This window comes from Variovorax sp. J22P240 (assembly GCF_030316855.1).
Classification (GTDB): Bacteria; Pseudomonadota; Gammaproteobacteria; order Burkholderiales; family Burkholderiaceae_C; genus Variovorax.
On sequence record NZ_JASZYR010000006.1, the window covers coordinates 239,525 to 252,948 of the forward strand.

Consider the following 13,424-nt stretch of genomic DNA (forward strand, 5'->3'; position numbering starts at 1 on the left):
GAGACATGAGCAAAGGCAAGAAATCGTTCGGGCGCAGCATCGTGGCTGCGGCAGCATTGGTCGCCCTGGGCGGCGTCGCGTACGCCCAGGAGACCTTGAAGATCGGGCTGCTGGCGTCACTGGAAGGGCCGTTCGCGGCGCCCGGGCAGGACGGCATGCGCGGCGCGGACCTCGCGCTGAAGGAAAAGAACGGCATGGCCGGCGGCAAGAAGATCGAGTTCGTCAAGGTCTCGTCCGACGCGACGCCCGACAAGGCCGTGAACTCCACGCGCAAGGCGGTCGAGCAGGACAAGGTGCAGATCATGATCGGCCCGCTGTCGGGTGACGAAGGCATCGCGGTCAAGAACTATGCGAAGACGCAGCCGAACATCACCTTCATCAATGGATCGTCGGGTGCGCAGGCTGCGACCTGGGGCGATCCGGCGCCCAACTTCTACCGCTTCAACACCGAGGGCGCGCAGTGGATGGTGGGCCTGGGCGAGCATGCGCTCGCCAAGGGCTACAAGAAGACCTTCCTGATCGCAGAGGACTACGGCTTCCCGTACTCGCAGGTGCAGGGCTTCATGGCCAGCTACTGCGCCAAGGGCGGCAAGGTGGTCGACAAGGCGTGGGTGCCGCTGGGCACCAAGGACTACGCCTCGGTGATCGCGAAGATCCCGAAGGACGTCGATGCGCTGGTCGTCGTGCTCGGCGGCTCGGACGCGGTGAACTTCCTCACGCAGTACGAGCAGGCCGGTGGCGACAAGCCGATGGTGGGCGGCTCGATCACGGTCGACCAGACGGTGCTGAACTTCAAGGGCAAGCGCCGCGAATCGTTGCTTGGCACGGCTTCCGCCGGACCGATGGCCGATTCGATCGACACGCCGGAGTGGAAGAAGTTCGTGGCCGACTACAAGGCCAACTTCAAGGACGGCTTCCCCAGCCCGTCGCTCTTCGCCTACCTGTACTACATCAACACCAAGGCGGCGCTCGACGGACTCGATGCGGTCAAGGGCGATCTGTCGGGCGGACAGAAGGCGTATCGCGATGCGCTGCAGAAGACCAAATTCAACGGGCCAGCGGGCGTGGTGCAGATCGACGGCAACCGCAATGGCGTTGGGACCACCTACATCACGGAAGTGACGAAGGCGCCGGACGGCTCGTACTACAACAAAGTGGTGAAGTCGGTGCCGAACATCACGCAGACGCTCGGGTTGCCCGAAGCCGAGTTCAAGAAGATGGGCCTCGGCACTCGCGACGTGCCCGATTGCCGCAAGTAAGCACCGAAATGGCTTCGATCACCCCGCTCAGGCCCAGGACGTCGCGCAGCGGCGCAGGGTCCGGCCCGCATGTCGGTGCCGGCGCAAGCACGCAATTGCTATCGGGCGACGCGCTGCGGCTGGACGGGGTGACGCGTGCCTTCGGTGCGCTGCGTGCGGTCGATGACGTGTCGCTCACGGTCACGGCCGGGCAGAAGTACGCCATCCTCGGCTCCAACGGTGCGGGCAAGACCACGCTGTTCAACGCCATCACCGGCGACTTCCCGCCCACGGCCGGGCGCATTCATTTCTTCGGCGAAGACATCACCGAACTGCCGCCGCACGATCGCATCCGCAAGGGCCTGCGGCGCACCTACCAGTCCTCGCTGCTGTTTCGCGACCTGACGGTGCGCGACAACCTCTTTCTCGCGGTGCGCGGCGTAGCCAGCGGCCGGTTCAGCTTCCTGAGGGCGCGCGCGGGAAACGCCTCCACGCGGGCCACCAACGACCTGCTCGAACGCTCGCGCCTGAGCCACATCGCCGATGAAAGAGTCGCCAATCTCGCGCACGGGCAGCAGCGCCAGTTGGAGATCGGCATGGCGCTCGCCGGTGCGCCGCGCCTGATCCTGTTCGATGAGCCGGCCGCGGGCCTGTCGCCCGTCGAGCGGCGCGAACTGGTCGCGCTGCTGGGCTCACTGCCAGCGCACATGAGCTTCGTGCTGATCGAGCACGACCTCGACATCGCGCTGCGCGTGGTCGACCGGGTCACGGTCATGCACAACGGACGCACCCTGCGCACCGGCACGCCGGACGAGATCGAGAACGACGCGCAGGTGCAGGCAATCTACATGGGGAGCAAGCACTGATGGCATGGTTCGGCACCGATCGCAAGGCGGCAGCCAGCGGCGCGCCGGTGCTCGTCATCGAGGCACTCGACGTCTTCTACGGCCGCGCCCATGCGCTGCAGGGGGTCAGCCTCGTGCTGGAACGCGGCGTGCTCGGCATCGTCGGGCGCAACGGCATGGGCAAGACCACGCTGTGCAACGCCATCACGGGGCTGGTGCCGGCGCGTGGCAGCATCCGCCTTGCGGGCGAGGAGATCCTGGGCCTGGCGCCGAACGAGGTCACGAAGCGCGGCATCGCCTACGTGCCACAGGGCCGCCGGGTGTGGGCTTCGCTGTCGGTCGACGAGACACTGCGGCTCGTCGCCAGCCGGCGACGCGAGGTCGACCGGGTCTATGCGATGTTCCCTCGGCTTGCGGAGCGGCGCGGCCATGGCGGTGCGCAGTTGTCGGGCGGCGAACAGCAGATGCTCGCCATCGGCCGCGCGCTGCTGCTCGACCCGAGGCTCCTCGTGATGGACGAGCCTACCGAAGGGCTGGCCCCCGTAATCGTCGATCAGGTCGCACAAGCGCTGCGCAACCTTGTGGCGGAAGGAAGCATCGCGGTGCTGCTGATCGAGCAAAACCTCGGCGTCGCGATGTCGGTGGCCGATCGCATCGGATTGATGGTCAACGGCCGCATCGCGCAAGAGATGCCGGCGTCGCAGCTCGCGGCCGATCGCGAGTTGCAGGAGCGCTTGCTCGGCGTGCGCTCGGGCGGTGCCGACGACGAGGTCGAGGGCACCGGCGCATCCGCCGAGGCCGAAGCGCCGGCGTCCACACAGGTCTTCACGGTCCGGCGCGCGCATGGCGACGGCGCGCCGTCGCTCGACGACTTGCCCCCCGCCACGGTGCGGGGGTTCACGCGGTGGAACGCGGGCGGCACCGCTGCCCCGGTTGCGGACATTGCCCGCGCGGCGCCGGCACCCACACCGACGCCTGTCGCATCACCTGCCGCATCCACGTCACCATCGCCCCGGGTCTTCGAGTTCCCCGTAGCCGTCGGCAGCGTGCGCTCCGCCTACGTCGCGGGCACCTTCGACACCAAGGGCCGCGAACTCGCCTTCCTGCGCCAATGTCTCGAAAAGCTGGGCATGCGCGTGGTGACCGTCGATCTCGCGACCTCCGGCAAACCATCTCCCGCCAGCATCCATCCACGCGAAGTGGCGCGCCATCACCCGCAAGGCGAATCGGCCGTCTTCAGCAACGACCGCGGCAGTGCGATGGCCTCGATGGCGCTCGCCTTCGAAGCCTTCCTCACCTCGCGGCGCGACCTCGGCGGGATCATCTCGGCCGGCGGCTCCGGCGGCACCTCGATGGCGACGCAGGCCATGCGCGCGCTGCCCATCGGCGTGCCCAAGATGATGGTCTCGACCATGGCCAGCGGCGACACGCGCCCCTACGTGGGGCCGAGCGACATCTGCATGATGTACTCGGTCACCGACGTGCAGGGCATTCACCGCATCAGCGAACTCGTGCTGACGAATGCGGCGAACGCGCTGGCCGGCATGATCGCGCACCCGCCCGTCACCTCGACGATCACCAGGCCGGCCATCGGCCTCACGATGTTCGGCGTGACCACGCCTTGCGTACAAGCGGTGACCCGACGGCTCGAAGACAGCTACGACTGCCTGGTGTTTCACGCCACCGGGGTCGGCGGCCAATCGATGGAGAAGCTCGCCGACTCGGGCCTGGTCGCGGGCGTGATCGACGTCTCGACGACGGAGATCGCGGACGAGATCGTCGGTGGCACCCTCTCGGCCGGCCCGACGCGGTTGGACGTGTTCGCGCAGCATGCCCTGCCCTACGTCGGCTCTTGCGGCGCGCTCGACATGGTCAACTTCGGCGCCTGGGACACGGTGCCCGAGCGCTTCAAGGGGCGCCGGCTATACCGCCACAACCCGACCGTGACGCTGATGCGCACCACGGCCGACGAATGCCGCGCCATCGGCGAATTCATCGCCACCAAGCTCAATGCGATGCGGGGCCCGGTTCGCTTCCTCATTCCCGAAGGCGGCGTGTCTGCCATCGACCGGCCCGGCCAGCCCTTTCACGACCCTGAGGCTGATCGGGCGCTTTTCACTTCAATTGAAAGTGGCTTCCGCACAGGCCCCGACCGCAAGCTGCTGCGGCTGCCGCTGCACATCAACGACGAAGCCTTCGCCGACGCGCTGGTCGGCGCATGGCACGAAGTGGCGCGCACGGCGCCGGGCGCGCGGCGCGCTTGAACAGCAACACGCGAGGAGACCGACGACCATGCCCCGCATCGCCCGATCGACACTGCTGCAGCGCTTCCGCGAGAAGATCGACGCCGGCCGGCCGATCATCGGCGGCGGCGCCGGGACCGGCCTGTCCGCCAAGTGCGAGGAAGCCGGCGGCATCGACCTCATCGTCATCTACAACTCGGGCCGCTACCGCATGGCCGGACGCGGCTCCCTCGCAGGGCTGATGGCCTACGGCAATGCCAACGAGATCGTCTGCGAAATGGCGCGCGAGGTGCTGCCGGTGGTCCGGCACACGCCCGTGCTCGCAGGCGTGAACGGCACCGACCCGTTCATGATCCCCGAAGAGTTCCTGAATCGGCTGGTCTCGCTCGGCTTCTCCGGGGTGCAGAACTTCCCGACGGTCGGGCTGATCGACGGCGTCTTTCGCGCCAACCTCGAAGAGACAGGCATGAGCTACGCGCAGGAGGTCGAGTTGATCGCCCGCGCCCGCGCGCTCGACCTGCTGACCACACCCTACGTCTTCAGCGAAGCCGATGCGCGCGCCATGGCCGAGGCCGGCGCCGACATCGTGGTGTGCCATCTCGGCCTGACGACGGGCGGTGCCATCGGCGCGGAAACCGCGCTCACGCTGGCCGACTGCGTGCCGCGCATCAACCAGTGGGCCGCCGCAGCGCATGCAGTGAAGCCCGATGCCATCGTGCTGTGCCACGGCGGCCCGATCGCCACGCCGGAGGACGCCCAGTACGTGCTCGCGCACTGCCCGTCTTGCGCCGGCTTCTACGGCGCAAGCTCGATGGAGCGCCTTCCGACCGAGACGGCCCTCACCGAGACCACGCGACGCTTTGTCCAGATCACGCGATAGATCAACAGGAGACGACACCCATGTCAGGCGCTCAATTCGGAAGTTTCATCCTCGGGCTGATCGTCGTTGCGATCGTCGTGGCGATCGCAGTGTGGCTGCTGCACTGGCTCTACCTGCGCAGCTCGAAGGAACGCGCCTTCGTGCGCACCGGCCTCGGCGGGCAGAAGGTGGTGCTGGGGGGCGGCGCCTTCGTGCTGCCCATCGTGCACGACGTGATCCCCGTCAACATGAACACGCTGCGCCTCGAAGTCAGCCGCGGGCGCGACAAGGCGCTCATCACCAAGGACCGCATGCGGGTCGACGTAATCGCCGAGTTCTACGTGCGCGTCGCCACCAACGAGGATGCCGTGGCGGCCGCCGCCCAGACGCTCGGCCTGCGCACCATGGAGCCGGAGCAACTCAAGGAACTGGTCGAAGGCAAGTTCGTCGACGCCTTGCGCACCGCCGCCGCCGAAATGACCATGGAGGAACTGCATGAGAAGCGCGGTGCCTACGTGCGGCGCGTGCGCGACGCCGTGGCCGAAGACCTGACCAAGAACGGCCTCGAACTCGAAGCTGCTTCGCTGACGCAGCTCGACCAGACGGGCATGGAGTTCTTCAACCCCAGCAACGCCTTCGACGCCGAGGGCCTGACGCGTCTGACCGAACAGATCGAGCACCGCAAGAAGCAGCGCAACGACGTCGAGCAGGACACGCTCATCGCCATCCGCAACAAGAACCTCGAAGCCGAGAAGCTCTCCCTCGACATCGACCGCGAGAGCGAACACGCGCGCCTGGCGCAGCAGCGGGAGCTGGAGATGGCGCGCGCCCGCCAGCGCGCCGAGGTGTCGACCGAACGCGCGCAACGGGAGCAGGAAGCCGAGGGCGCGCAGATCTCCGCGAAGCAGACCATCGATACCGCACGCATCCGCTCCGAGCAGACCATCGAGGAGGAGCGCATCGGCAAGGAGCGTGCGATCCAGAGTGCGGAGATCGAACGCCGTCTGTCGCTCGAACTCGCGGAGCAGCAACGCGCGATCTCGATCGCCCGCGAGAGCAAGGCGCAGAGCGAAGCACAGGCCGAGGCCGAGGTGGCACGCGCCACGGCGGTGGCCGCGGAAGAAAAGGTCTTCACCGCGCGCGAGGTCGAGATGGCCGAACGCAAGAAGGCCATCGACCTGATCGCCGCGGCGCAGGTGGCCGAGCGCGATGCCTTGCGTCTCACGTCGTCGGCCCAGGCCGAGAGCGATGCAAGCGCGGCGCGCGGCGCAGCGATTCGTGCACAGGCCGAGGCCGATGCGGACGCCGACAAGATCCGCTCGTTGGCGATGAAGGTGCGCGCCGAGATCGAGGCCGACGCGGCGCGCATGATGAACGAATCGCACAACATGCTCTCCCCTGAGGCGCGCATGTCCGCGCTGCGCATGAAGTTGGTCGAGAAGGCCGAGGCGATCATCCGCGAATCGGTGCGGCCACTGGAGAACATCGAGGGCATCAAGATCCTGCATGTCGAGGGCCTCGGCGGATCGTCGGGCGACGGTGCCCGCAACGGCGACGGCGGCAACTTCGCCGACGGGCTGGTCAACTCCGCACTGCGCTTTCGCGCGCAGGCGCCGCTGGTGGACCAGCTCTTGCGCGAGATCGGCATCGAAGGCGGCGACATCCAGCGGCTGGTGGGCGACACCAGTGGCGCCCATGCCGCCCTGCCTGCCGGCGCGAAGAAGGAACGGCAGGAATAGCGCATGGTCAACGTCTATGTTTCGAGCGTCATCGACGCGAGCGCCGACAACGTGTGGTCGCGCGTGCGTGACTTCAACGGCATGCCACAGTGGCATCCGCTGATTGCCGACAGTCGCATCGAGAACGGACAGGCGGCCGATCGCGTTGGGTGCATCCGGCACTTCCACACACGCGACGGCGGGACGATCCGCGAGAAGCTGCTGGCCCTGTCGGACTACGAGTACAGCTGCACCTACGAGATCCTCGAAAGCCCCATGGGCGTGACGAACTACGTCGCCACACTCAAGCTCACGCCGGTGACCGACGGCACACGCTGCTTCGCCGAATGGAGTGCGGAGTTCGAATGCGAGCCTGGCCGCGAGGGGGAACTGACGCAGTCCATCGGCCAGGGCGTGTTCCAGGGCGGCTTCAATGCGCTGAAGCTGCACTTCGGCGGGCGCTGATGGCAGGCCTGCAGCGCGTCGTTCGCTCGACCGTCATCGACGCGCCGATCGAGCGGGTGTGGGCCGTGCTGCGCGACTTCAACAGCCACGACCAGTGGCACGACGTAGTGGAACGCAGCCGCATCGAAGGCAACGAGCGCAGCGACCAGGTGGGCTGCGTGCGCAGCTTCACGCTGCGAGACGGCAACCGCATTCGCGAGCAGTTGCTGACGCTCTCGGACACCGAGCACAAGAGCACCTACTGCATCGTCGAAGCGACCTTGCCGCTGCAGCGCTACGTGGCGACTGTGACGCTGAAACCGGTGACCGATGGCAACCGCACTTTCTGGCATTGGGAATCGACCTTCGCGACGCCGCCCGGGATGGAACGTGAGCTCCGCGACACGGTTGCGCAGGGCGTGTACGAGGCTGGTTTCGAGAATCTGCGACGGCACCTGCGGCAGGGGAGTGACCAACGGGCGGTGGGTTCCGCTGCGATGCCCACCGCCATGCCAATGCCCACGCGCCGCGTCGGCATCGAACGCTACGGCGGTCCGGAAGAACTTCGGCCACAAGACGGCGAGGCCACCGCGCCGCGCGAGGGCGAGGTGCGCATCCGGCAACGCGCCATCGGCGTCAACTTTCTCGACGTGTACCTGCGCCGCGGCTGGGTGCCGCAGATGCTGCCGGTCTCCGCCGGGTCGCCAGGCGTGCCCGGCATGGAGGCGGCCGGCACTGTGCTCGATGTCGGCGCACAGGTGTCGGGCTTTCTCCCAGGCGACCGCGTGGCCTACCTCGGCCCGGCGCCAGGCGCGTACTGCACCGTGCGCAACGTGCCGGCCGAATGGGTCATTCGTCTGCCCGCCGCCGTCGAGGACGACGCGGCCGCTGCGCTGCTGCTCAAGGGCATCACGGCCGACTACCTGCTGCACGACCTGGGGCGCGTGCAGCGTGGCACCCGGCTGCTGGTGCACGCGGCCGCTGGTGGCGTGGGCCTGCTCGTGTGCGCCTGGGCGCGCCGGCTCGGCGCGGTGGTGATCGGCACCGTGTCGAGCGAGGAGAAAGCCCGCGTCGCACGCGAGTACGGCTGCGAACACGTGATCGTGACCCGCGACTACCGCTTTGCCGACGCCGTGCAGCGCACCTGCGGCGGCGCCGACGTGGTGATCGACGGCCTGGGCGATGCGGCCCGCGAGGAGAACCTCGCCGCCCTCGCCCGCCGCGGCCACTGGATCAGCCTCGGCCAGGCCAGTGGCCCTTTGACGCCGCTCGCACCCGATGCGCTGGTGGCGAAGTCGTTGAGCTTCTCGCGGCCCGTGGTGTTCGACTACGTGGCGACGCAAGCATCGCTCGCCGAGCGCGCGCAGCGCGTGTGGAACGCGCTAGCCGATGGCGCGATCAGGCTGCCGCCCATCGAACGCTTTTCACTCGAATCCGCTGCGCAGGCGCACGCGCGGCTCGAATCGCGCGGCAGCACTGGTGCGCTGGTGCTGTTGCCATGACCCCGCTCAAGACCCAGACCCGAACAGGAGATTCCCCATGATCGTCGGCATGAACCATTTCACCGTGACTGCGGAGGACGAGAAGAAGACGCTGGACTTCTATACCGGACTGCTGGGGCTAAAGGTGGGGCATAGGCCGGACCTCGGGTTTCCCGGGGCGTGGCTCTACGGGAGCGGTCCGCAGGCCGTGCTCCATCTGTACTTCGGGCGGCCGGTGCCCGAGCAGCGCACAGGGGTCATCGACCATATGGCTTTCACGGCGCAGGACTTGCGGGCAGTGAAAAAGCGCTTCGACGAGAGCGGCCTGAAGTACGACTTGCGACAGCAAGCAGGGGCCGGGATTTGGCAGTTGTTCTGCCTGGATCCGAATGGAGCGAAGGTGGAGTTGGACTTCGATGCATCGGAGAAGCCTTAGCGACGACCCAGCCCGGGCAGCACGTACGTGAATGCTGCGTGGCCGCCGGGATCGACGCCGCGTCGACGCGCGCTCACCATTCCCCCTGGAAAGGGCCGACAAGGTGGCATGTCTTTGGCGAGCCCGCGGCGCGTCGAGTCGGACGAGTCCCCTTGTCGAAGTTGATGCCAACCACTGCGTACGTCGTCGTCGCCAGTTCGCCCGATCGCGCATGGATCGCTTCGGCGCTCGCGCCCGGCGTGGTGTGGACGCCGTGGTGTTCGCGAATCACGATGCCGCGCAGATTGCCAACTTGCCCGATGGGCCAGCGGATTGCCTGATCCTCTCGGCCGATGAGGACGAAGCCTCGACGCTGCGGCTGGTGCGCGAACTCAGGCGCCTGGGAAGCGCCCTTCCCGTGATCGTCCTGGGTCCGCACACTGCGTTTCGCACCGCAGTGGAGATCGCGCAGTTGGACGCAACGGATTTTCTTGAGCGGCCTGTCAGCGTGCGGCAGCTCCGCGCCGCGATACGCCGGATCCTTCCATGAGCGTCGCTGGCAGCCGTCAGCGAAGCTTCGAAACGTCCAGTCCCTGAAGCGCACGGACAGCCTTCTGGACACCGTGGACGTCGCCGACCTCTGCAGCTGAGGTCATCTCCTGCAGCGCGGACTCGACGCGGCACGCCTGCTCGACGTCACGTCGGATTTGCGGTTGGATCTCGGCCCACAAGACGCTCATTTCCGCTACGTGGGCCTTCAACCCGCCGCTCCAGCGGGGATATTCGTCCGGTGCGATGCTGACTGCCACAGCGACACACGCCGCAAAGTCATCCAGGATTTCGAGAAATCCCACAGCGCTTCCTTTGGTGATCTTGTTGTCGCAACTGTATTCGTCTTGGCCTCAACGCGCCTCCGCCGCTTCCGGTGCATCTCAGGCGTACCCTTTCCATCGAAGTCTCGTGCTTCATCAGCCGCGCCGCAATAGCCCTTTGGGGCAGATGCGGCTGGGCGAAAGCACGCAGGACCATATTGACGCAAGCAGGCCAAAGGTTCAGTCTTGCCGTCCCGAGGCCCGTCGGCGATGTCGCAGTGGTTGAGGCATCGCGTCGGGGCGTCACGGACGGAGGTCGTCATGCATGCTGATCGCAATGCGCGCCGCAGTTCCAGGACGCGGCCCCTTGTCGCACTGGCCCTTGTCGCTGCGACCGCCCTTGCCGGAGCACCTCAGGCTGCGGTTGCCGACGTCCCCTACTTCTACGTCGTCAATTCGGGCACCCGCATGATGGCCGAGGTTCTTGGACGCCGTACCGACGATGGCGCACCGGTAGTCCTTTGGCCGAACTACGGTGGGCCGAGCCAACAGTTCAGCCTCAACCGGCTACCCCGGCCCGTCAATCCGGACTCCTCTCAGGACCAGTGGTTCATGCTGCAGGCAAGACATTCCGGCAAATGCCTGAAGACCAGCGGCCTCCAATCCGGAGCAGTGATCGTCCAGGAGACTTGCAGTGGCGACGCGTCCCAGATGTGGCGGCTGCGGATCATCGCCATGACAGCGGCGGAATGCACTGTTCGAAGTCAGTGCCTCATGGGACGGCGCACGGTCCTGGAGAACTACTACGGCCGCGGGCGTCGCTGCCTGGATGCGGCCCACGGCCACCTTCCAGGCATGCCCGAGCAAGGCGCGAGCTTGCAAGCCTGGGCATGCATCGCCGGATCCAGCGCACCCAACGCCGTCAACCAGGAGTGGGAACTGGTGGACGTGCAGGAATGGGACGCTGCGTTCGTCGTCAGGTGATGGCTCGGCAGGCCGCCTTTTCAGCGCTTTGGCGGTCGCGCAGGCAGCAGGTCGGCGTCATCCTCGATGGGAGGGTTTTCAAGCTCGGCAATGAACTGCTGCGTTGGACCCGATGTTGTTCGTTCGAGCACCCTTTGTCGCTCCCAGTCCTGCGTCTCCCTGATGCGTCGATCGCGATCCGCTCCACGTCGGCGCCATGCGATGAATGCGCCAATCAAGGCTGTGCAGGCGGAGAAGGCGAGAAAGCTGGCAGCGGCGACGATGGCGTTGATCCAGTCCGGAGGAGCTTTCCTCTCATAGATGAGCAAGGCAAAAATCCCAAGGCCCACCAAGCTCAGCGCCAGAGGTGGATAGAGGCGCGCGGGGTGCCTCCTTCGCACCGAGCGTCGGACCATCATCCCGAGTCCGAACAACGCCGCCGCCGCATAGAACACTGCCAACGCAGGCGCGCTCCCGGGCTTTGTTGCAAGCCCGCTGATCTCGTTCGCGGCCAACATTCCACAGACGAGCCATACGCCTAGCCATGCCATGCGTCCATCATCGATCGACATGTGCAGATCGAAGTGCCTGGTTGTAAGCGGAAGCACGTCTTTCGATGTCGCGGTTTGGGCGGCTAGACCGGCAGCACATCGAGGCCGCCTTCGCCGGGCAGGGCATGAAGGCTCATCGCGAGCCGTGCGCTGTAGTCGCGGCTCAGCACAGTGCTGATCTCCATGAAATCCGCGCGTGCCTCGGCGGGCGTCAGCGTGATCACGACGTAGCCGCGCTTGCTCGTCTCGGCATAGCGCAGGTCCTTCACCATCTTCGGAAAGGCATCGGACAGCACCGTGCTGCCGATGAGCGGCAGCACGCGCTCGAAGCCCGGTGACGAGATCGATGCGGTCGCGAACTCCACGCCCACACGCTGGCCGTTGCCGTCGGTCAGGTTACTCGCCCAGGCGTTGTGCGTGTCGCCGGCGAGCGAGACGAGGTTCTTGCCCATCGAATGCGCGGCAGCCAGTACGCTGTCTCGCGCGGCCGGGTACCCGTCCCATGCATCCAGGTTATAGGGGACACGCCGCTGCGCGAGCAGCGCTCGCTGCTCATCGTTGCGCAGCGGTTCGGGTGTCGTTTGCGCAAGAAGGAAGTCGCCCAGGGTCTCCGCGGTGAACGCGCTGGCAACGCTCAGCGGGATCTCCATGCGGGCCATCAGGACCTGTGAGCCGAGCAGCTGCCAGGTCGCACTGGAGGCGGTCATGCGCGTCGACAGCCAGGCAGACTGCTCGGAACCGAGGAGCTGGCGCGATGCCGCGGATGCACCGCCGGCGAGGTAACTATCGAGGTCCACCTGCTCGTCGCGGCCGATCAGGCGCGTATCGAGCATGTGCAGCGACGCGAGAGTGCCGAAGTCGAACGAGCGATAGATCTTCTGCGGATCGGCCGCATCCGGCATGCGGATGGGAAGCCATTCGCGAAATGCCTGCGTCGCTGCTGCGCGACGCGCGGCGAAGCTTCCCTCGTTGGCCGGATCATGGTTCTGGGCGCCACCGGACCATGCGTTGTTCGCGACATCGTGATCGTCCCACACCGCGATCACGGGCAGCTTCGCATGCAGCGCGACCAGGTCCGGGTCCGAGCGGTTCTGACGATGGCGCTGGCGATAGTCGTCGAGTGACAGGATCTCTCGCGACGGCGTCGATTCGCGGTCGATCGCGATCGCAAGTTGTGATGCGTAGCCCAGCACGCCGTACTCGTAGATGTAGTCGCCCAGGTGAAGCACGGCATCGATGTCAGTGCGCTTCGCGAGATCGGCGCAGACATTGAAGTAGCCTGCCGGGAAGTTCGAGCACGAGACGACAGCAAGCCGAAGCTGCGACACGCTGCCGACCGGCAAAGTCTTGGTTCGTCCCACGGGCGAGGCCTCGGAACCAAGAAAGAAGCGATAGAAGTACACGCTCGCGGGCTGCAATCCGGTCGCGTCTACCTTGACGGTGTAATCCTGCTCGGGCCCGCTGCCGATCGTGCCTCGCGCGACGATGGCGCCGAAGTTGGAATCGCTCGCAACCTCCCAGGTCAGGTTGAGCGCCCCCGGGCTGGCGACCGTGACGCGGGTCCAGAGAATGACGCGATCGGACAGTGGGTCGCCGCTGCCGACTCCCTGGGCAAAGGTCGGCGTCGTCTCGGGCGGCGGCGCACCGCCCGTGCCGCCAAGGCCCGCACCGAATCCGCCACCGCCACCACCACCGCAGCCATACATGCTGACGCCGGTGCCCGCGAACATGGCGTAGAGGATCGCGTTGCGAATGAAACTTCGGCGCGAGGGTTCGGCCGAGGTGGCGTCGGGGGCCGGCTCTGGGGCCGGCTCTGGGGCCGGGGCATTCGGACCGGTGGCGTCGCGCATGGTTC

Annotated in this window: 13 protein-coding genes and 1 pseudogene; 11 read left to right on the forward strand and 3 right to left on the reverse strand. The window is 66.8% G+C overall.

The genetic code is table 11. The features are described from left to right. The first annotated feature begins 5 nt into the window (after positions 1–5). The 10 genes and pseudogenes from QTI24_RS18105 to QTI24_RS18150 all read left to right on the forward strand — a co-directional run bounded on the left by QTI24_RS18105 (position 6) and on the right by QTI24_RS18150 (position 9,793). Positions 6–1,259: an ABC transporter substrate-binding protein gene (locus QTI24_RS18105; protein WP_286602278.1), complete on the forward strand. Its 1,254-nt coding sequence runs from the start codon at positions 6–8 to the stop codon at positions 1,257–1,259. An 8-nt stretch (positions 1,260–1,267) separates the two neighbouring features. Then, positions 1,268–2,104 (forward strand): ABC transporter ATP-binding protein, encoded by an 837-nt coding sequence (locus tag QTI24_RS18110; RefSeq protein ID WP_286602279.1) that lies wholly within the window; start codon positions 1,268–1,270, stop codon positions 2,102–2,104. Continuing rightward, a pseudogene (locus QTI24_RS18115) lies at positions 2,104–2,598 on the forward strand (ABC transporter ATP-binding protein); the annotation flags it as partial. The gene QTI24_RS18110 and the pseudogene QTI24_RS18115, both read left to right, overlap by 1 nt. A gap of 531 nt (positions 2,599–3,129) precedes the next feature. Next, complete coding sequence (locus tag QTI24_RS18120; protein WP_286602340.1) at positions 3,130–4,347, forward strand: Tm-1-like ATP-binding domain-containing protein; 1,218 nt, start codon at positions 3,130–3,132, stop codon at positions 4,345–4,347. Positions 4,348–4,375: 28 nt separating this feature from the next. After that, positions 4,376–5,206: a phosphoenolpyruvate hydrolase family protein gene (locus QTI24_RS18125; protein ID WP_286602281.1), complete on the forward strand. Its 831-nt coding sequence runs from the start codon at positions 4,376–4,378 to the stop codon at positions 5,204–5,206. 20 nt (positions 5,207–5,226) lie between these two features. After that, positions 5,227–6,924: a flotillin family protein gene (locus QTI24_RS18130; protein ID WP_286602283.1), complete on the forward strand. Its 1,698-nt coding sequence runs from the start codon at positions 5,227–5,229 to the stop codon at positions 6,922–6,924. Positions 6,925–6,927: 3 nt separating this feature from the next. Beyond that, on the forward strand, positions 6,928–7,368 hold the full coding sequence (locus QTI24_RS18135) for an SRPBCC family protein (RefSeq protein WP_286602284.1): 441 nt from the start codon (positions 6,928–6,930) through the stop codon (positions 7,366–7,368). Beyond that, positions 7,368–8,849, forward strand: a complete 1,482-nt coding sequence (locus tag QTI24_RS18140; protein ID WP_286602286.1) for an SRPBCC family protein — start codon at positions 7,368–7,370, stop codon at positions 8,847–8,849. Before QTI24_RS18135 ends, QTI24_RS18140 begins: the two co-directional genes overlap by 1 nt. A 37-nt stretch (positions 8,850–8,886) precedes the next feature. Next, positions 8,887–9,264, forward strand: coding sequence for a VOC family protein (locus tag QTI24_RS18145; protein ID WP_286602288.1), 378 nt, complete (start codon positions 8,887–8,889; stop codon positions 9,262–9,264). 211 nt (positions 9,265–9,475) lie between these two features. Beyond that, the gene (locus QTI24_RS18150) at positions 9,476–9,793 is read left to right on the forward strand and encodes a response regulator (protein WP_286602289.1); all 318 of its coding nucleotides are present in this window, start codon (positions 9,476–9,478) and stop codon (positions 9,791–9,793) included. 16 nt (positions 9,794–9,809) lie between these two features. Here QTI24_RS18150 and QTI24_RS18155 read toward each other — a convergent pair whose 3' ends face one another. Next, positions 9,810–10,097, reverse strand: coding sequence for a hypothetical protein (locus tag QTI24_RS18155; RefSeq protein WP_286602290.1), 288 nt, complete (start codon positions 10,095–10,097; stop codon positions 9,810–9,812). A gap of 279 nt (positions 10,098–10,376) precedes the next feature. On the opposite strand from QTI24_RS18155, the gene QTI24_RS18160 reads away from it, so the two are divergent. After that, positions 10,377–11,039, forward strand: a complete 663-nt coding sequence (locus tag QTI24_RS18160) for an RICIN domain-containing protein (RefSeq protein ID WP_286602292.1) — start codon at positions 10,377–10,379, stop codon at positions 11,037–11,039. Positions 11,040–11,059: 20 nt separating this feature from the next. On the opposite strand, the gene QTI24_RS18165 is transcribed toward QTI24_RS18160, so the two are convergent. Continuing rightward, the gene (locus tag QTI24_RS18165; protein WP_286602294.1) at positions 11,060–11,590 is read right to left on the reverse strand and encodes a hypothetical protein; all 531 of its coding nucleotides are present in this window, start codon (positions 11,588–11,590) and stop codon (positions 11,060–11,062) included. Positions 11,591–11,652: 62 nt separating this feature from the next. Beyond that, positions 11,653–13,419: an alkaline phosphatase D family protein gene (locus QTI24_RS18170; protein WP_286602296.1), complete on the reverse strand. Its 1,767-nt coding sequence runs from the start codon at positions 13,417–13,419 to the stop codon at positions 11,653–11,655. Between the last annotated feature and the right edge of the window lie 5 nt (positions 13,420–13,424).